Genomic DNA, 18,118 nt, shown 5'->3' on the forward strand with positions numbered 1-18,118 from the left:
TGATGGACGGTTGCGGTCGAGTGCCGTACGCGGCGGGTTCAGAAGGGGTAGCGGGAGTGCTCGGTGGAGAGGGTGATCCAGCGGGTGTTGGAGAAGGCCTCGATGCCCCAGCGTCCGCCGAAGCGGCCGTAGCCGGAGGCCGCGAAGCCGCCGAAGGGGGCCTGCGGTTCGTCCCCGACCGACTGGTCGTTCACGTGCACGATGCCGGTGCGGACACGGCGTGCCACCTTCAGGCCGTGGGTGCCGTTCTCGGTGAGGATGCCGCAACTGAGGCCGTGTTCGGTGTCGTTGGCCAGGGACACGGCCTCGTCGTCGTCCGCGAAGGCCCTGATGGCGACGACGGGTCCGAAGGCCTCGATGTGGTGGAGTTCCGCGGTCTCGGGCAGGTCGGTCAGAACGGTTGCCGGATGCAGGGCGCCCTCCGGCGCGCTGCCGCCGACCAGGACTCGGGCGCCCTTGCCGACGGCGTCGGCGACCAGGGCGCCGACCCGCCCGGCGGCGGCTTCGTCGACCAGCGGGCCGACGACCGTGGCGGGCAGGTTCGGGTCGCCGCTCGGGAGTCCCGCGACCTTGGCGGTGAAGCGCCGGGTGAACTCGTCGACCAGTGAGGTGTGCACCAGGATGCGGTCGGCGCACATGCAGATCTGGCCGGAGTTCATGAACGCGGCGAACACGGCGGCGTTCACGGCGTGGTCGAGGTCGGCGTCCTCCAGCACGATCACGGAGTTCTTGCCGCCGAGTTCGAGCACGGCCGGCTTGAGGTGCTCGGCGGCGAGGGTGCCGATGATGCGTCCGACGCCGGTGGAGCCGGTGAAGTTGACGGCACGCACCCTCGAATCGGCGATCAGCTCCCGCGCGATGACCGCCGCGTCCGCCTTGTCGTTGGTGATGACGTTGAGGACGCCGTCGGGCAGGCCCGCGTCGCGCAGCACGTCGGCGACGAACAGGCCGCAGGCGATCGGGGCGTCCTCGCTCGCCTTGACCACGACGGTGTTGCCCACCGCGAGCGGGGCCGCCACCGCTCGGGTGCCGAGGATGACCGGCGCGTTCCACGGCGCGAACGCCGCCACGACACCGAGGGGTTCCCGGACGGCGAGGCTGAGTCCGCCCGGCTCCCGGGTGGTGAGCACGTCCCCGCGCGGGGCGGTGATCGCGGCGGCGGCCTCGCGCAGGATGCCGGCGGCCACCTCGACGTTGAACAGGGCCCAGCCGCGGGTCCCGCCCACCTCTCCGGCCATCAACTCCACGACCTGCTCCGCGCGTTCCTCCATGAGGTCCGCCGCGCGCAGGAAGACGGTCCGCCGGGCGAAGGGCTCCAGTGCCGCCCACTCGGCCAAGGCGGCGTCCGCCGCGGACACCGCGGCTCGTACGTCCTCGGGTCCGGCTGCGGCGACCCTGGCGTAGGGCTTACCGGTCCAGGGACCGATGTCGGCGGTGGTCCGCCCGGAGACGGCCGGGGTCTCCTTGCCGCCGATGAGAAGGTCACGGTCAGGTGGCACGAGGTCGTCTCCTTGTGGTGCTCGGGTGGGTACGCGTCAGCCGGTTCAGGCGCCGATCATGTTGAAGCCGCCGTCGGCGTTGAGGTAGGCGCCGGTCATGTGGGCGGCGTCGTCAGTGGCGAGGAAGAGGGCGGTGCCCGCGAGTTCGGCGGGACCCGGGATGCGGCCCATCGGGGTCTTGGCGATCATGTCCTCGCGGCGGCCGGCCTTCCAGTCCGCGCGGCTGAGGAGCATCTCGGTCTCGATGAAGCCGGGGGCGAAGGTGTTGACCCGCACGGTGGGGGCGAACGCCTGGGCGTAGGACTTGGTGATGCCGAGGATGCCGTACTTCGCGGCGGCGTACTGCGGGGCGCGGGCGCTGCCGCGCACGATCACGGTGGAGCCGATGTTGACGATCGCGCCGTGGCCCTGCTGCAGCATCCGGGAGCCGAACTCGTGGACGCACAGCATCGTTCCCTTGATGTCCACGGCGAGGACGTGGTCGATGGACTCCTCGGTCACGTCCCGCCAGGACATCTGGTCGCCCGCCACGTCACCGACGTTGTTGACCAGCACGTCCAGGCCGCCGAAACGGTCGAACACCTCCGCGGCCATGCGCACGACATCGGCGTGGACGGCGATGTCGGCCCGCACCGTGAAGGCCTCGCCGCCGACCTCCCTGATGCGGGCGGCCGTCTTCTCGGCTCCGGCGGCGGAGCTGCGGTAGTGGACGGCGACCCGGGCGCCCTCCTGTGCGGCGCGGACGGCGATCTCGGCGCCGTAGCCGGTGCCGGCACCGGTGACCAGGACCGAGCGGCCTTCGAAGCGGCGGGGAATGCTCTGTTCTGCCATGGGAGGTCCCTTCAGGGGTGTACGGCTCAGGGGTGTACGGCCGTGAAGCGCTGGCGGATCTCGCCGATGCCCTCGATGCGGCTGACGAGTTCGTCGTCCGCGGTGAGGTAGCGGGGCGGGTTCATCCGGTTGCCGACTCCGGCCGGGGTTCCGGTGAAGATGAGGTCGCCCGGGAAGAGCGGCACGACCGACGAGAGGCGGGCGACGAGTTCCGGCACCGGGAAGATCATGGACTTGGTGCGGTCGTGCTGGACGGCCTCGCCGTTGAGCAGTCCGGTGATCTCCAGGTCGTCGGGGTCGTCGAACTCGTCCGGGGTGACCACGACCGGGCCGGTGGGACCGAAGCCGGGGAAGGACTTGCCGAGGCTGAACTGCGCTGGTTTTCCCCGGAGTTGGGTGACACGTTCGGAGAGGTCCTGGCCGACGGTCAGACCGGCGACCGCCTCCCAGGCCCGGTCCTCGCTCACCCGGTAGGTGTCCTGCCCGATGACGGCGACGAGTTCGACCTCCCAGTCCACCTTGCCGTGCGGGAGGGCGACGGTGGTGTGCGGGCCGGTGACGCAGGCCGGGAACTTGGTGAACACGAGGGGTTCGTCGGGCGGGGTGAAGCCGGCTTCGGCCGCGTGCGGCGGGTAGTTGAGGGCGATGGCGAACACCTGCCGTGGGCGCGGTACCGGGGCGCCGAGCGCGGTGGGGTCGACGGGGATGTCGTAGGCACCGTCGGGCAGTCCGGCCGCCCACTCGCGGAGTCGGGCCCAGTTCGCCAGCAGGAGCATCGGGTCGACGGGCAGCCGACCCTTCGAGGCCCATCGGACGTCCGCGGCCCGGTCGCCGCGGACCACGACGGCCCGCCCGTCGATGACGCCGAGTCTCACCAGTCCACCTTCTTCGGTACGGGCGTGCCGTGGCCCTGCTGCCAGCTGACGATGGGGTTGCGCAGCACTCCGAGGCGTTCGACCTCGGCCTCGACGACGTCACCGGGCTTGAGGTACAGGTCGGGATCGCCGCTGAAGCCGGCCACGCCCTGCACGGTGCCGGTGGTGATCAGGTCGCCCGCGCTGTAGCCCTGCGGGGAGTGGTAGGCGACCAGGTGCGGGATGGACACCGACATGCGGTTGGTGTTCGACTTCTGCCGCACCACGCCGTTGACTCGCAGCTCCATGTCGAGGTTCTGCGCGTCGGGGATCTCGTCGGCGGTCACGATGTACGGGCCGACGGGGCAGAAGGTGTCGATGGCCTTGCAGAAGGAGAAGACGCCGGACTCCATTTCGCGGCGCTGGATGTCGCGCGCGGTGATGTCGTTGAAGACGACGTACCCGGCGATGTGGTCGGGTGCGTCGTCCACGCCGAAGAACTTGCCTGGCTTACCGATGACGACGGCGATCTCCAGCTCGTAGTCGAGTTCGCTCGTCAGGTGCTCCGGGTGGATCACCGGTTCGTCGGGGCCGACGATCGCGTCGACGTTCTGGAAGAAGACGATGCCCTTGTGCATGGGGTGCGACCAGTCGACGTTCTTCGACTCGTCCTCGTGCTCACGGAAGTTGCCGGAGGTGTGGAAGAACTTCTTCGGCACGATCGGCGCGCGCAGCGTCACGTCGTCCAGGTCCAGGCGCTCCCCCGTCTCCGGCACCCGGCCGTCACGCTCGAAGTACTCCCGCGTACTGGCCGCTTCCAGGGGAAGCACCAGCCGCTCTTCGAGTTCGAGCCTTCCTACGCGTCCGTCGTCGAACGTGACCAGCTTCATGATGTACCGCTTTCGGTCTGGGGTGGGGCGCAGGGGTCTGCGGGTGCTTCTCCCGCGAAGACCCGCAACTGGAGGGCGAGCAGGGCGTAGTAGCCGACCAGCGCCGTGAGTTCGAACAGTCCGCGTTCTCCCCACTCGGCCACGGCGTGGTAGTACTCCCGGTCGTCGAGGACACCGGTTCGGGTCAGCGCGAGCGCCGCGCGGATCGCGGCGCGCTCGGCATGGTCCGAGAGGGCCGGCAGTTCGCCTGCGCGCAGTGCGTTGAGCTCGGCGTCGGTGAGGCCGCAGGAGCGGCCGACCGCCTCGTGGGCCTCTCGCTCGAAGGTGCTGTTCCAGTGGGCGGCGACGACCAGGATCGCCATCTCGCGGACCCGGTCGGTCAGGAGCGACGCGTAACGCACCGCCGCCCCCACCTCCTGTACGGCCATGCCGACCGGCGGGCTGAGCAGCATGGCGTTGAAGGGGCCGTGCAGTCGGCCCTTCTCGTCGGTCAGCGGGAACGCCTGTGGTCCTGCGGCCCGGGGACCGCCCGTGATGGCGCGGTACACCTCCGCCTGCTGCTCGTCCAGTTCTCCGGGCAGGCGGCCGGCGATGCGTGCGGGCATCCGCACTCCCTTCAGGTGGTCGAGAGGGCTTCAGACGAGCGTGCGGCCGCCGTCGACGTAGAGCACTTGCCCGGTGATGTACGAGGCGCGCGCGGAGGCCAGGAACAGCACGGCTCCGACCACGTCCTGCGGCTGCCCCAGGCGTCCGGCGGGGACCAGGGCGGTCATCTCCTCCCGCATACCGGGCTTGGCCAGGTAGGCGCGGGTCAGTTCGGTCTCCGTGTAGCCCGGGGCGACGGCGTTCACCGTGACGCCGTCCGAGGCCCATTCCCGCGCCATGACCTTCACCAGCTGGTCCAGTCCGCCCTTCGAGGCGGCGTACGGGCCGTGATGGCGGTGGGCGAGCAGGGAGGAGACGGAGGAGAAGAACACCATGCTGCCGTGTCCGGACTCGCGCATCAGCCGGCCCGCGGCGCGTCCCGTCCAGAACGCGGTGGACAGGTTCAGGGTCAGGATGCGGTCCCACACCTCGTCGGGTGTGTCGACCACGGGACGCCGGTCGTTCGTGCCCACGGCGTGCACCAGCACGTCCAGGCCGCCGAACTCGTCGGCCGCCGTGGCGACCGCCCGCTCGCACGCCTCGGACGAGGTCAGGTCCATGGAGAGGGTCCGTACGACCGCGGTCGCGCAGACCGGATCGTCGCGCAGGGCCTTGAGGCGGGCCTCGTCAGCGTCGACGACCATCACCCGGACCCCGGCCTCCGCGAGGCCCCGGACGCAGGCGGTGCCCAGTCCGCCGGCTCCCATGACGAGCGCGCCACGCCCTTCGAGGCCCAGCCAGCCGAGCGGTGGACTCGGTGTCGGGGCGGCCATCACACCGGCTCGAATCCGGCCGCGGGAGCCACGCGCCGGTAGTCGGTCCCGATGTCCTGGAGGCAGTCCTGGAGCATGTGGTCCGCCAGCCCGTTCCCGCTCTCGCTGAGACCGCCGTCGTGGATCGACACGGCCCTGCGGGCCTTGACCTCGCGGGCGTAGTCGATGACTTCGCCCGTCTTGGACCACGGGCCGTGCACGGGCAGCAGGAGGGTGTCCACGGGACGGGCGGGCACGGTGAAGGCGTCGCCGGGGTGGAAGACGGTGGCGTCGCCGTCGCCCACGAGGAAGCCGACGTTGGTGACCTGCGGCAGGTCGGGATGGACCACGGCGTGCAGTTCTCCGTGCACCTCGACGCCGACGCCTTCGACGGCGAAGGTGTCCCCGTCGCCGACCACGGTGACCCGGCCGCTCCCGAGACCCGCGAGCCGGCCGGCCACGGACCGGTTGGCCCAGATCCGCAGGCCCGGGTCGGCTTCGGCCGCCGCGCGCAGGAGCGGCTCGGCGAAGTGGTCCACGTGCTCGTGGGTCACGAGCACGGCATGGGCGCCGTCGAGGGCGTGCGAGTCGGAGTAACTGCCGGGGTCGACGACCACGACCACACCGTCCTGCTCCAGCCGGACGCAGGCGTGGCCGCACCTGGTGAGTCGCATGCCGTGCTCACTTTCCCAGTTCGTCGGCGGGCACCCAGGTGCCGTGGAAGCCGTACCGGAGGCGGAACGGGATCTTCACGGTGGCGATCGGTCCCGCGGCGATGTCGAGGGCGTCGAGGACGACCAGGTCGTGCCGCATCTGGTCACGGCGGCCGACCAGGGCCAGCAGATACCCCTCGCCCTCGGCCGCGTCCGCGGACTTCGGCACGAACACCGGCTCCTCGGGCGCGGAGTGCTCGCCGGCGGTCCAGATGGCCGTCGCACCCGTGCTGTCGTCGCGGTGGATGAGGGAGTTGAACGGCGGACCCATGGGGCCGATCGGGGCCATCGGCACATCGGGATGCATGCCGCCGACCCAGGAGTGCCGGTTCTTCTCCATCAGCACACGGGGGTCGACCCGGGGCATGTCACCGGGCGAGGACAGGAGCTTCTCGCTGCGGTAGGTGTCGGTGGCGTCGTCCCAGTGGGCGGCGCCCTGGGTGAGGTCGAAGGTCCAGCGGTGCAGGAACGGCGGCTGTTCGGGCAGGTAGCCCGCGGTCGTCTTCGGGAACTGGGAGAACCAGCCGGACTTGGTGGTGAAGTGGTCGCCGACGAGGGTGTCGCCGTCCGTCCAGGCGTTCAGGGTGTGGGTCTCCAGAAGCCGCTCGCTGCGGAACCACTTGATGCCGCTCACGCCCTCCTCGCGCGGAATGATCGCGACGTAGGTCTCCCGGTTCGGATCCCAGACGAAATACTGCTCCTCCGTCCTCAGCTGCTCCGGGTCGGCGACCATGGGCGAGATCGTGAAGACCAGGTGGTCCCGGGTGACCAGCCAGTCGTGCACCATCGACGAGTACGGCACCTCGAAGGTCTGGGTCCGGGTGACCTTGCCGTCCGCGGCGATCTCGTGGATGTGGATCTGCTTGTCCGGCAGCCCGCTCGCGTTGTAGGCGAAGGCCATCAGCTGGCCGGTGCGCGGATCGTGCTTGGGGTGCACGGTGAAGGTGCGGCCCGGGATCTGGCCGGAGAAGTCGTAGATGCCCTTCGTCTCCAGCGTGAACGGGTCCAGCTCGTAGGGGAGGGCGGCCTCCTTGAGCGCGAGCAGCTTGCCCGCGTGCCAGATGATCGCGGTGTTGGCGTTGCTGTCGTCGATGCCGGCGACGGAGGGGTCGTCCGTGTAGGGATTGCGGTAGGCGCCGAACAGGGCCTTGCGCGCCTGGCGTTCGAGCTGGAAGCGCTGGGTGCGGACGTAGCGCGTCTTCAGATCCGCGTGGCCGTTGTCGAACCGCACCATGTGGATCATGCCGTCGCCGTTGATGTACACGTCGTTCGCGAACCGCGGCGGGTACTGGGTGTCCGCGGCGGCGCGGTAGAACGCGCCGTTCAGCTCGGGGGGTATACGGCCCTCGACCTCCAGATCGTAGACGTCCGCCTCGATCCGCGAGGGGGCGAAGAACCCCTGGAAGTGCCGCGTGTCCGGGAACTGCATGGTGTCCGGAGGCGGCTGGGTGCTCACGGGCTCCTTTCCCGGTGTTCCGTCGGACTGCGTCGTTGCAGTGGCCATGGCTCTCTCCCCTGTGGCAAGGTCGGATCAAGCGAAGAATGTGATCGATTCCCTGGGTGACCGCATCAGGAAATCCGCTGAAAGCGATTCCACGCCCTCGTGTTGGCCATCATGACCACGCGCCACCTGCGGCGTCCAACACTGAAACACGCACGAAATGATCGGAGAATGCGATGGATCTGCGGCAGATGGAGTACGCGGTGGCCATCGCCGACGAGCTCAACTTCACCCGGGCCGCCGCACGCTGCCGCATCGGGCAGTCCGGGCTCAGCCACCAGATCACCCAGCTGGAGCGGGAGGTCGGGGCACTGCTCTTCGAGCGGACCAGTCGCAGCGTCCGCGTGACCCAGGCCGGGCAGGTCTACGTCGCCTGCGCGCGACGGGTGCTGAGGGCGGTCCAGGAGATGCACGCCGAGATCTCCTCGCTCGACGGGCCCGTGCGGGGGCGGCTGCGGATCGGTTCGGTGACGCTCACGGCGGGGAACATCGACCAGCTCGGTCTGCTGCGGGAGTTCCAGGAGGTCTATCCCGCGGTCGAGGTCACGCTCTTCGACTCCGACGGCGTGCGCGCCACCTCCCAGCTCCTCACCGGTGAACTGGAGGTCGCCGTCGTCGCCGTGCACGAGCACCAGTTGCCCCCGGGCATCGCCTACCACCTGCTGAGCGTGGTGCCGCTGGTGGCCGTCGTGGGCCGTCGGCACCGGCTGCGGGGGGCCGGCGTCATCGGCCTGGCCGAGCTGGCCGACGAGCGCTTCCTCGAGTGTGTTCCCGACACGGGCCTGCGCGCGCAGGTGGATGCCGCGTTCGACCGGGCGCGGGCCCGTCGCCGAGGTGTCTGCGCGCTGCGCAGCGCGGGCGACCTCGTCTCGCTGGCGTTCGAGGACATCGGGGTGACCGTCGTACCCCGTCCGGCGGCGGACGCGATCGTCCCGGCCGATCACGCCGACTGCGTGCTGCGGCTCGACGATCCACAGGCGCTCCAGCCCCTGGCCCTGGTCCACCGCGATCCCGCTCCGGCGTCTCCCGCCGCGCAGGCGTTCCTGCGTCTCGCGCTCACCCGCCTGCCCGGGCCGGGAGCACCCGAGTTGGAGGAGGAGCCGGCTCCGACCGGGTCCGGCGAGCGGTAGCGGGCCGCCGGCGGCGCAGCTCGTTTCCGCGCCCCTGGCATCCAGAGCCTTGATGATCCGCATGACCGATCTCGATCGGACGAGGGCTAGGCAGACCCTCCTCGGTGCCCGATAGTCATGTCAGCCCGACGTGCGGACCGCAGGGCCTGGCCGCTGTCGGGACCGCGCCGGGCGTCGCGGCGAGCCGTCCCACCATGACAGCGGGCTGTCATCGGTACCGCCGTCGCGAGCCTGTTCACGGGTGTCCGGCGGCCCGGCCCGCACGGCCGCCGGACCATCCCCTTCCCTCCCGACACGCCCCGTGGAGATCTCGCATGCCTGCACCCGTGCCCCCGCTCCCGTCTCCGCCGTCCACGGCGGACGCGGACGCCCCTGCCGAGCAGATCGTGTCCGGCCCCGGACACCGGCTTCGTCTCACGCTGCTGATGGCGGGTGCCTGTCTGCCCATCCTGGGCGCCGTGCTCATCGCGCCCGTCCTGCCGCAGATGCAGGACCACTTCGACGACGTTCCCGGCGCCGACGTGCTCGTCCCCATGGCGCTGACCGTCCCCGCCCTGTCGCTGGCGCTGCTCGCCCCCTTCGCCGGCGTCCTCGTGGACCGGCTCGGCCGCAAGCGTCTGCTCGTCGTCGCGACCGTGGTGTACGCGCTCCTCGGCACCGCTCCCCTGTGGCTGGACTCCCTCGTCGCCATCGTCGCCAGCCGCGCCCTGGTCGGCGTCACCGAAGCCGCCATCATGACCTGCTCCACCACACTGCTCGGCGACTACTACTCCGGCCGCCAACGCGACCGCTACCTGGCGATGCAGACGATGTGCGCAGCGATCTCCGCGACGGTCTTCTTCGCCGTGGGCGGGGCGGCCGGATCGGCGGGCTGGCGCATGCCGTTCTGGGCCTACGCCGTGAGCCTGCTGCTCGCCCCCGCCATGGCCGCGTTCCTGCCCCGGCCCCGACCGGGCGGCCTCACCGCGGAGCTCTCCCCCGCCGCCACGGCACCCATGGCCAAGCGGCCCTTCCCCTGGCGTCCGCTGGCCGGCACGTGCGCGCTGACCGTCTTCGGCGCCGTCCTCTTCTACACCCTCCAGGTGGAGTTGGCGTTCCTCCTGGACGACATGGGCGTGAGCAACTCCGGCGTGATCGGACTGGCCACCGCCGTCACCAGTGCCGCGATCGTGGTCGGTTCGGCCACCTTCGCGAGGACCGGCCGCAGCCCGCAGGCCTGGCTGCCCGCCGCCTTCGGCCTGTGCACCCTCGGCTTCACCGTGGTCTGGCTCGCCCCCGACCCCGTACTGGCCACCCTCGGCGCCGTCATCACCTGCCTCGGTGGCGGCATCATGCTGCCCAGCCTGCTCACCCTCGCCATGTCCAAGCTCGACTTCGCCGACCGCGGCCGTGGCACGGGGCTGTGGACGGGGTCCTTCTTCCTCGGCCAGTTCCTGTGCCCGCTGGTGGCCCTCGCCCTCACATCGGCGGTCGGCACTCTGGCGAACGCCATGGGCGTGCTCGCCCTCTCCGCGGCCGTCGCCACGGTCGCCCTCGGCCTCGCCGCCCGGCGTCGGACGGTGGCCGTCGCGGAGCCGATACGGCAGCCGGCCGGCTGACCAGCACGTCCAGGTCGGTATCGCGGGCGCCTCACGCCGACGATACCGACCTGGTGTTCACTGCTGTTCACTGCTCTTCACGACGGCTCCGACCCGAACCGCCCTGCACTGCGGGCCGGTTACGGGGCGGAGGCGAGCTGCCGGAGCTTCCTGACCGGCATCGTGTGGTTCACGGTCGCCGCCGCGCCGCCCGACCAGCGCAGGAGCATCGAGCCGGCAGCGGCCTCGGCCTGATCCGGTTCACCGAGTCCGGCCGGTTCCCCGGCGACTTTCACCTCGACGCCGAACTGGTTGGTCCAGAAGTACGAGGGGAGCGACGCCCCGCTCGTGTCCTCCCCGAGCAGTGCGTCCGCCGCGACCCGTGCCTGCTCCACCGCGTTGGTCCAGTGCGGCCGGCGACCTGATCCCCGTACGACCGCCGCGTCCCCCGCCGCGACGATGTGGTCCGCGACGCGGCCGCGGGAGTCGGTGACCACACCGCGGTCGAGGCACAGGCCGGAACCGGTGAGCCAGTCGACGGCGGGTACGTCCCCGACGGCCGACACGACGACGTCGGCCGTGAGCAGCTCGCCGTCGGCGTCGACGCCCTCCAGCGTGCGGGATCCGACCAGGCGGACGCCCCCGGGAACCGTCCGGAGCGACACTCCGTGCTTACGCGCGGCATCCGTGACCACCTCGGCGAGCACCGGTCCGAGCACCCGGCGCAGCGGCGGTTCACGGTCGACCACCGTGACCTCCAGGCCGAGGGTGCGGCACGTCGATGCGATCTCCATGCCCAGCAGCCCCGCTCCGACGACCAGAACGGTGCGGGCGCGGGTCAGGTCCTCGCGAAGGGCCACGCAGTCGGCGAGCGTGCGCAGCACCCGTTCTCCCGACATGCCCGGAGGGCTCAGCCGCCGGGCCCGCCCTCCGGTGGCGATCACGAGGCCGTCGTAGGGCACCGGGTCGCCGTTGTCGACGTTCACCCGGCGTGCCGTGGTGTCCAGAGAGACGGCCCGGGTCCCGAGCCGCACGACAACGCTGTCGTCAAGGGGCGGAAGCGCGGTGGACGCGTCCGTCGCCTCGCCCGACAGCACGGTCTTGGACAGGGGGACGCGGGTGTAGGGCTGTTCCTTCTCGGCGCTCAGGAGGGTGATCGTCCCGTCGAAGCCCCGTACGCGCAGCCAGCTCGCGGCGGTGACCGCCGCGATCGAGCCGCCCACGACGACGACGCGCCTCACGACGTGGCCCGCAGGGCCGCGACCGGGCAGGAACGCGCCGCCGCGAGGGCCGTCGCGTCCTCGTGGTCGCCGCCGGGGAGCAGGTGCACCATCCCGTCGTCGTCGACCTGGAACACCTCCGGTGCGATGGCCTCGCACACACCGTGTCCCTCGCAGCGGCCGGGAATGAGTTCGATGCTCACGGTCACACCTTTCCGGTGGTCACGGTGACCGGCAGGCTGTCCAGCCCGCGGATCACGTTGTTCAGGTGCCGGCGCGGCGGGCCGGCGAGTTCGATGCGCTCGACGCGGTCGAGCAGGGCGGAGAGGACCGCCTGCGCCTCGATGCGGGCCAGGCCCTGGCCCGCGCAGCCGTGGACGCCGTATCCGAAGCCGACGTGGCCCGTCGGCGCGCGGTCGACCTGGAAGCGGTCGGGATCGGTCCACTCGCGGGGATCCCGGTTCGCCGAGCCGAACAGCAGACCTACCTGTGCCTGCTCCGGGATCACCACGTCCTCGTACCTCACGGGGCATGTCGTTCTGCGGAAGAAGACCTGCACGGGCGATTCACAGCGCAGGATCTCCTCGAACACCGGGGGCACGAGACCGCGGTCCTCCCGCAGCGCCCGCCATGCCTCGGGTCTCTGCGCGAGCAGCCACAGACCGCTGCCGATCGCGTTGATGGTGGTGTCCATGCTCGCCACGAGGTAGGCCCGCAGCAGCGGTACGACCTGATGCTCGCCGATCACACCCCGGTCGGCGGCGCGGTGGACGGCCTCGCCCCAGCCGCCCGGTTCGAGGTTGTCCCGGCTCATCAGGGCGGCGAGTTCGTCGAACAGCGTCTCGGCGACCGGCAGGGACCGTCTGGTGCGCTCGTTGAGCGGGCCGAAGGTGTTGAAGAAGGCGTCGGCGAACCGCAGGACCTGCTCCCGTGCCGCCAGGGGCATTCCGATCAGGTCGGCGACGACGCTCACGGGGAACACCCGGGCCAGGTCCCGGACCACGTCGAAGGTCCCTCGCTCCACGAGCGGGGCGACGAGCTCCTCGGCCCGGCGTCCGATGTCCGCCCGCAGTCCGGCGAGGGCGCGCGGTGCCAGGCTCTCCGACAGGACACCGCGCAGCACGTCGTGTTCGGGTGGGTCCGACGCGAGGACCCCGCCGCGGCGCCGCTCGTTCAGGGCCGGGTCGAGGCCGACGCTGTCGACCGAGGAGAACCGTTCGTGGTCGCCGGACGCCGCGCGCACCTGCGCGTACCGGGGCAGCACCCAGCAGTTGTGGCGGGACAGGTGGACGGCGGGCCCGAGTTCGCGCAGCTCTTCGTAGACGGGGTACGGGTTGTTGAGCACCTCGTCGTCGAAGATGTCCACGTCGGAGACGGGTGTGGTGGTGGAGAGCATTCCTGGTTCCTGTCCGCTGTCTGGTCAGCGTGCCGACGACGGTCTTCGTGCCGGCGGGGGGTCTTCGGTCCGGAGACGGGCCTTCGTGTCGGCGGCGGGGCTTCAGAAGGGGTAGGTGGCGTGCTGGGTGGCCAGCGTGATCCACCGTGTGTTGCTGAAGGCCTCGATGCCCCAACGGCCTCCGAAACGGCCGTAACCGGAGGAGCCGACGCCACCGAACGGCGCCTGGGGATCGTCGGCGACGGACTGGTCGTTGATGTGGACCATGCCGGTCCGTAGCCCGCGGGCCACGCGCAGGCCGTGCGTGCCGTTCTCGGTGATGATCCCGACGGTCAGCCCCTGGTCGGTGTCGTTGGCCATCGTGACGGCCTCGTGGTCGGTGGCGAACGTGTCGACGACGCAGAGCGGCCCGAACGTCTCCGCGCCGTACAGATCGGCGTGGGCCGGGACCGCTTTGAGGACGGTCGCCGGGTGCGAGGCGTCCTTGACCTCGCCGCCGACGAGGACGGTGGCGCCCTTGGCGACCGCGTCCTCGACCAGCGCGGCGACCCGGCGAGCCGCGAAGAGCCCGCACCGCTGCTCGGGGTCGGTGTTGACCAGCGGGCCGATCACCGTGGCCGGGTCTGCGGGATCACCGAACGGCAGCGCGGCGACCTTGGCCGTGAACTTGGCGATGAACTCCTCGGCGAGCGACTCGTGGACGAGGATCCGGTCGGCGGACATGCAGATCTGCCCGGAGTTCATGAACGCCGCGAAGGCGGCGGCGTCGACCGCGTGGTCCACGTCGGCGTCGTCCAGGACGATGACCGCGTTCTTGCCGCCCAGTTCCAGCAGGGCGGGCTTGAGATGGCGCGCGGCATGGGAGCCGATGATCCGGCCGACCTGCGTCGAGCCGGTGAAGTTCACCGCCCGCACCGCCGCGTGGGCGATGAGGGCTTCGGTGATCTGCGGTGCGTCGGCAGGGTCGTTGGTGACGACGTTGAGGACGCCGTCGGGCAGTCCGGCTTCACGCAGCAGGTCCCCGATGAGAAGGCCCGCGGACATGGGAGCCACTTCGCTCGGTTTCAGCACGACCGTGTTGCCGGCGGCGAGAGCGGCGGCGACGGCGCGGGTCCCGAGCACGACGGGGGCGTTCCAGGGGGAGAACGCGGCGACCACGCCCAGGGGTTCGCGCACCGCCAGGCTGAGGGAACCGTCGTGCCGGGTGGCGAGCACCTCGCCCCGCGGGGCGGTGACCAGGGCCGCCGTCTCGCGGAGCATCGCGGCGGCCAAGGTCACGTTGAACGAGGCCCACAACCGGGTCGCGCCCACCTCACCGCCCATCAGGTCCACGACGCGCTCGCGCCGCTGCTCCATCAGGTCGGCGGCCTTGACGAAGATCGCCCGACGGGTGGCCGGGTCCGACGTGGCCCAGTCCTCGAACGCGGCGTGGGCGGCGTCGACCGCGCTGCTGACGTCCTCGACGCCGGCCGCGGCCACGGTGGCGTACCTCTGTCCGGTGGCGGGATTGATGACGGGCGTGGTGCGTCCGGACTGCGCACCCCTCTCCTTGCCGTCGATCAGCAGTTCACGGGTGATGACCATGGGGCGGCTCCATTGTCAGGAAGGTGGCTGCGCGGGCACGGTCCACGAGGGCGGCTGCGGATGACCTGTCGTGGACGGCGCGGGATTGCGGGCCGGGCCGCAGCAGCGGTCGATGCCCGTCGTCCGTCTTGTGACGGCCGGACCCGGACTCCGTGCGGAGCGAGGCGAAAGCCGCTGTCCACGGATCCCGCCGACCGTCTGTGCGTTGTGCTGTCCCTCGCTGATGATGCTGCTCGGCAGTCGGCCGAGTCCAACACTGATGCTGGTACACAGCCATCGAAGATGACGATCGACCATGCATCGAAACCGTCGATGACTGCGTGCGCGATTCGGTGTTGGACCCCGGCGCATGGCGCTGCGCATGATCGAGGGAACAGTGAGCGCCGTGTGCAGCGGCCCGCGTTCTCGTGCCGCCGACTCTGTGACAGAGGCCGGGCGATGACCGGCTGGTGGACCGCCCGGGCCGAAGACGACACGGACCCGGCACAAGGCACGGCGCTCACAGCGGATGCACACCGTGACAGCCGCACCGGCTGACACGGCAGCCGTCGACCTCGGAGCCGATGATGCCTTCAACGACCCTGCCCTCAAGCGACGTCGACCTTTTCGCCACCGACACACTCGTCGATCCCTATCCGGTGTACGCGCGCCTTCGGGATGCGGGACCGGTGGTCCGGCTCGACCGCTACGACGCGTGGGCACTGCCCCGCTACGAGCAGGTCGGTGCCGCCTTGCGTGACCACGAGACGTTCAGCTCCGCGTCCGGCGTGGGCTTCGGTGCCGGGATGAACGAGCTGATGGCCGGCGGCGTTCTGGCCTCCGACCCCCCGCACCACACCACCCTGCGCGTCATCCTGTCCCGGATGCTGATGCCCCGGGCGCTGCGGGACCTCGGCCCCTCGGTGACCGTCGCCGCGGAGGACATCGTCGAACGCCTGGCGAACGGTGCGGAGTTCGACGCGGTGTCCGACCTCGCGGAGGCATTCACCCCGCGGTTCGTCGCCGATCTCATCGGTCTCCCCCAGGAAGGCCGCGACCAGCTCCTCGAGTTCGGCGCCTCCACCTTCGAGGGCCTGGGTCCCGTGGGAGAGCGGACACCTGCCGCGATGCGACAGCAGAAGGCCCTGCTGGACTACGTCACCACCACCGCCGCCAGGGACCGGCTCGTCGAGGGCGGTCTCGGCGCCCGCGTCTGGGAGGCGGTCGACGCGGGCGAGATCGACGAGGCCGCCGCGATCACCCTCATGATGGCGTTCCTCGCCACGGGCATGGACACCACGATCCTCTCCCTGGCGGCCGCCGTCCGGCTGTTCGCCCAGCACCCCGACCAGTGGGACGCGCTGCGGGCCGACCCGTCGCTGGTGCCCAACGCCTATCTGGAGGTCCTGCGCATCGCGTCTCCCGTCACCGTTTTCAGCAGGGTGACCACCCGGGACTGGGAGTGCGACGGCATCACCGTCCCGGCGGGTGATCGTGTCGCCGTCATGTACGCCTCCGCCAACCGCGACGAACGCAAGTGGGGCGACCCGGAGCGCTTCGACATCACCCGGAAGCCTTCCGATCACCTGACCTTCGGCGTCGGCATCCACGCCTGCGTCGGGCAGAACCTGGCCAAGCTGGAGGCGCACGCGCTGCTCACAGCACTCCTGGCACGGGTGCGCCGGTTCGAGATCGGCAAGCCCGAGTTCATCGTGAACAACACCCTGCACGGGCTGAGCAAGCTGCCCTGCCGGATCGTCACCTGAGCGAGCCGCGGGGCCGGACGCCTCGGGTGGGCCGGCGCAGGCCAGTCCCATCCGGAGGACGCCGATGACGCCTCCGGACAGTGCGCGACAAGACGAGGTTGACCATGATTGGGTCAGACTTGATACTTCCGTCAATATTCTCTCGCGGTAGTCCCTCGTCACCCCCCTGCACTCACCGAGGCCCCATGATCACCACCTCCCACCAGGACGATGCTGCACCCGTCGCCACCGGACGCGCCGGAACCCGCGGCGTGCTCGTCTCGATGTGCCTGTCACTCGTCCTGGTCGTCGCGTCCGTCTCCGCCCTCAACCTGGCCCTGCCCGACCTGGCCATCGACCTGTCGGCCTCCAACAGCGCACTGACCTGGATCGCCGACGCGTACACCGTCGCCCTGGCCGCCTTCGTGCTGCCGCTCGGCGCGATCGGCGACCGCCTGGGCCGCCGTGACGTACTCGTCGTCGGCACGGTCGTGTTCGGCGCCGCCTCCCTGGCCGCCTCCTTCACCGACTCCACGAGCACGCTGATCGCCTGGCGCGCGGTCATGGGTCTCGGCGCCGCGATGATCATGCCGGGAACGCTGTCGACGATCACCGCGGCCTTCCCTCCCGAGCAGCGCGCCAAGGGCGTGGCCACCTGGTCCGGCTTCGCGGCCGCGGGCGCGATCATCGGCATGCTCGTCGCCGGAGCCCTGCTGGAGCAGTTCTCCTGGCGCTCGATCTTCGTCACCAGTGCCGCCACCGCCCTGGCCGCCGGACTGGCCGCCGCGCTGCTGGCCCCCAACACCAAGGACGCCCATCCGCACCGCCCGGACGTGGCCGGAGCGGTCACCACCGCTGTGGCCATCGGCACCCTGGTCTACGCCATCATCGAGGGCAACGAACAGGGCTGGACCGACCCCGTGGTGATCGGCGCCTTCGTCGTCACGGTCGTGTCCTTCGCCGCCTACGCCGTCCTCGGCCTGCGCACCGAGCACCCCCTGCTCGACCCCGCCCTGTTCGGCATCCGGGGCTTCCGGGCGGGCGCCGTCACCGTCCTGGTGCAGTTCATGGCCGTCTTCGGCTTCTTCTTCGTGGGCCTGCAGTACCTGCAACTCATCCTGGACTACAGCCCGTTGAAGGCCGCCCTCGCCCTGGTCCCGGTCGCGCTGGCGGTGCTGCCCACCTCCCAGCTCACCCCGCACCTGGTGAACCGGGTCGGCATGAAGGCCGTCATGTCCGCCGGCCTGTTCCTGCTCGCCATCGGCCTGTACGTCATCTCCTTCCTCGGCGTCGACTCCGGCTACCTGCCCTTCCTCGGCGGACTGGTGCTCGCGGGCTTCGGCATCGGCCTGAGCGGCGCCGTCGGCACGGCGGCCATCACCGGCTCCCTCGGCCGGGGGCAGCAGGGCGTCGCCTCCGCGATGAACGACACCACCCGCGAGGTCGGTTCGGCGATCGGCATCGCCCTCATGGGCTCGATCTACGGAAGCCACTACCGCTCCTCCCTGCCCGACTCCGTCGACCGGCTCCCCGCCGACGCGGCCGAGTCCGTACGCCATTCGGCGGCCGCCGGTCTCCACGTCGCCGACCATCTCGGCGCGCGGGGCGCGGCCCTCGCCGACGGCGTCAAGAGCGCCTTCATGGACGGCCTGTCCGCTTCCCTGATCGCCGTGAGCGTGATCGTGGCCGCGGCGGCGATCGGCGCCCTGCTGCGGGCACCGAAGACACCGCCGACGGCCGACTGACTCCCGCGACGGCACGGGCGGCGAGGAGCGGGGCGGACTCGTGGGGAACGGGTTCGG

Annotated in this window: 16 protein-coding genes; 4 read left to right on the forward strand and 12 right to left on the reverse strand. The window is 71.0% G+C overall.

What is annotated here, in order from left to right; translation table 11 throughout:
- Positions 1-38: 38 nt before the first annotated feature.
- Genes AQJ54_RS20505 through AQJ54_RS20540 form a run of 8 tightly spaced genes read right to left on the reverse strand, consistent with a single transcriptional unit; the run spans position 39 to position 7,640 of the window.
- Complete coding sequence (locus AQJ54_RS20505) at positions 39-1,499, reverse strand: aldehyde dehydrogenase family protein (protein WP_062239401.1); 1,461 nt, start codon at positions 1,497-1,499, stop codon at positions 39-41.
- Positions 1,500-1,544: 45 nt separating this feature from the next.
- Positions 1,545-2,330 (reverse strand): SDR family NAD(P)-dependent oxidoreductase, encoded by a 786-nt coding sequence (locus AQJ54_RS20510; protein WP_062239404.1) that lies wholly within the window; start codon positions 2,328-2,330, stop codon positions 1,545-1,547.
- A gap of 26 nt (positions 2,331-2,356) precedes the next feature.
- Positions 2,357-3,205: a fumarylacetoacetate hydrolase family protein gene (locus AQJ54_RS20515; protein WP_062239407.1), complete on the reverse strand. Its 849-nt coding sequence runs from the start codon at positions 3,203-3,205 to the stop codon at positions 2,357-2,359.
- Positions 3,202-4,074, reverse strand: coding sequence for a fumarylacetoacetate hydrolase family protein (locus AQJ54_RS20520; RefSeq protein ID WP_062239410.1), 873 nt, complete (start codon positions 4,072-4,074; stop codon positions 3,202-3,204). The genes AQJ54_RS20515 and AQJ54_RS20520 overlap by 4 nt, the downstream gene beginning before the upstream one ends.
- On the reverse strand, positions 4,071-4,679 hold the full coding sequence (locus AQJ54_RS20525) for a carboxymuconolactone decarboxylase family protein (RefSeq protein WP_062239413.1): 609 nt from the start codon (positions 4,677-4,679) through the stop codon (positions 4,071-4,073). Before AQJ54_RS20525 ends, AQJ54_RS20520 begins: the two co-directional genes overlap by 4 nt.
- 30 nt (positions 4,680-4,709) lie before the next feature.
- Positions 4,710-5,492: an SDR family NAD(P)-dependent oxidoreductase gene (locus tag AQJ54_RS20530; protein ID WP_062239415.1), complete on the reverse strand. Its 783-nt coding sequence runs from the start codon at positions 5,490-5,492 to the stop codon at positions 4,710-4,712.
- Positions 5,492-6,145, reverse strand: coding sequence for an MBL fold metallo-hydrolase (locus AQJ54_RS20535; protein ID WP_062239417.1), 654 nt, complete (start codon positions 6,143-6,145; stop codon positions 5,492-5,494). Before AQJ54_RS20535 ends, AQJ54_RS20530 begins: the two co-directional genes overlap by 1 nt.
- 7 nt (positions 6,146-6,152) lie before the next feature.
- Entirely contained in the window at positions 6,153-7,640 is a 1,488-nt protein-coding gene (locus tag AQJ54_RS20540; protein WP_248844819.1) for a carotenoid oxygenase family protein, read from the reverse strand.
- A 221-nt stretch (positions 7,641-7,861) separates the two neighbouring features.
- Here AQJ54_RS20540 and AQJ54_RS20545 point away from each other — a divergent pair, with 221 nt between their 5' ends.
- Together AQJ54_RS20545 and AQJ54_RS20550 are read left to right on the forward strand one after the other, a co-directional pair.
- Positions 7,862-8,815: a LysR family transcriptional regulator gene (locus AQJ54_RS20545; RefSeq protein ID WP_062019886.1), complete on the forward strand. Its 954-nt coding sequence runs from the start codon at positions 7,862-7,864 to the stop codon at positions 8,813-8,815.
- A 314-nt stretch (positions 8,816-9,129) separates the two neighbouring features.
- Positions 9,130-10,413 carry an MFS transporter gene (locus AQJ54_RS20550; protein ID WP_062019888.1) on the forward strand — a complete coding sequence of 428 codons (1,284 nt, stop codon included), beginning with the start codon at positions 9,130-9,132 and terminating at the stop codon, positions 10,411-10,413.
- A 119-nt stretch (positions 10,414-10,532) separates the two neighbouring features.
- Here the strand turns inward: AQJ54_RS20550 and AQJ54_RS20555 are convergent, their stop codons facing one another.
- From AQJ54_RS20555 to AQJ54_RS20570, 4 genes are all read right to left on the reverse strand, one after another.
- Positions 10,533-11,633: an NAD(P)/FAD-dependent oxidoreductase gene (locus AQJ54_RS20555; protein WP_062239421.1), complete on the reverse strand. Its 1,101-nt coding sequence runs from the start codon at positions 11,631-11,633 to the stop codon at positions 10,533-10,535.
- On the reverse strand, positions 11,630-11,815 hold the full coding sequence (locus tag AQJ54_RS20560; protein WP_062020798.1) for a ferredoxin: 186 nt from the start codon (positions 11,813-11,815) through the stop codon (positions 11,630-11,632). Before AQJ54_RS20560 ends, AQJ54_RS20555 begins: the two co-directional genes overlap by 4 nt.
- Before the next feature lie 2 nt (positions 11,816-11,817).
- Positions 11,818-13,008: a cytochrome P450 gene (locus AQJ54_RS20565; RefSeq protein ID WP_062239423.1), complete on the reverse strand. Its 1,191-nt coding sequence runs from the start codon at positions 13,006-13,008 to the stop codon at positions 11,818-11,820.
- 102 nt (positions 13,009-13,110) lie between these two features.
- The gene (locus AQJ54_RS20570; RefSeq protein WP_062239426.1) at positions 13,111-14,592 is read right to left on the reverse strand and encodes an aldehyde dehydrogenase family protein; all 1,482 of its coding nucleotides are present in this window, start codon (positions 14,590-14,592) and stop codon (positions 13,111-13,113) included.
- Between the two features lie 566 nt (positions 14,593-15,158).
- On the opposite strand from AQJ54_RS20570, the gene AQJ54_RS20575 reads away from it, so the two are divergent.
- Positions 15,159-16,337 carry a cytochrome P450 gene (locus AQJ54_RS20575; RefSeq protein WP_062240454.1) on the forward strand — a complete coding sequence of 393 codons (1,179 nt, stop codon included), beginning with the start codon at positions 15,159-15,161 and terminating at the stop codon, positions 16,335-16,337.
- Between the two features lie 185 nt (positions 16,338-16,522).
- On the forward strand, positions 16,523-18,061 hold the full coding sequence (locus AQJ54_RS20580) for an MFS transporter (protein WP_062239428.1): 1,539 nt from the start codon (positions 16,523-16,525) through the stop codon (positions 18,059-18,061).
- Positions 18,062-18,118 lie beyond the last annotated feature (57 nt).

Origin of the sequence: Streptomyces griseorubiginosus (assembly GCF_001514195.1) — a bacterium.
GTDB classification, from domain to species: Bacteria; Actinomycetota; Actinomycetes; order Streptomycetales; family Streptomycetaceae; genus Streptomyces; species Streptomyces griseorubiginosus.

What these genes read in the sequence shown, in the direction of transcription:
- AQJ54_RS20510 (WP_062239404.1), bottom strand. Translation starts at nt 2,330, where the DNA reads ATGGCAGAACAGAGCATTCCCCGCCGCTTCGAAGGCCGCTCGGTCCTG.
- AQJ54_RS20520 (WP_062239410.1), bottom strand. Translation starts at nt 4,074, where the DNA reads ATGAAGCTGGTCACGTTCGACGACGGACGCGTAGGAAGGCTCGAACTC.
- AQJ54_RS20525 (WP_062239413.1), bottom strand. Translation starts at nt 4,679, where the DNA reads ATGCCCGCACGCATCGCCGGCCGCCTGCCCGGAGAACTGGACGAGCAG.
- AQJ54_RS20530 (WP_062239415.1), bottom strand. Translation starts at nt 5,492, where the DNA reads ATGGCCGCCCCGACACCGAGTCCACCGCTCGGCTGGCTGGGCCTCGAA.
- AQJ54_RS20535 (WP_062239417.1), bottom strand. Translation starts at nt 6,145, where the DNA reads ATGCGACTCACCAGGTGCGGCCACGCCTGCGTCCGGCTGGAGCAGGAC.
- AQJ54_RS20545 (WP_062019886.1), top strand. Translation starts at nt 7,862, where the DNA reads ATGGATCTGCGGCAGATGGAGTACGCGGTGGCCATCGCCGACGAGCTC.
- AQJ54_RS20550 (WP_062019888.1), top strand. Translation starts at nt 9,130, where the DNA reads ATGCCTGCACCCGTGCCCCCGCTCCCGTCTCCGCCGTCCACGGCGGAC.
- AQJ54_RS20565 (WP_062239423.1), bottom strand. Translation starts at nt 13,008, where the DNA reads ATGCTCTCCACCACCACACCCGTCTCCGACGTGGACATCTTCGACGAC.
- AQJ54_RS20570 (WP_062239426.1), bottom strand. Translation starts at nt 14,592, where the DNA reads ATGGTCATCACCCGTGAACTGCTGATCGACGGCAAGGAGAGGGGTGCG.
- AQJ54_RS20575 (WP_062240454.1), top strand. Translation starts at nt 15,159, where the DNA reads ATGCCTTCAACGACCCTGCCCTCAAGCGACGTCGACCTTTTCGCCACC.
- AQJ54_RS20580 (WP_062239428.1), top strand. Translation starts at nt 16,523, where the DNA reads ATGATCACCACCTCCCACCAGGACGATGCTGCACCCGTCGCCACCGGA.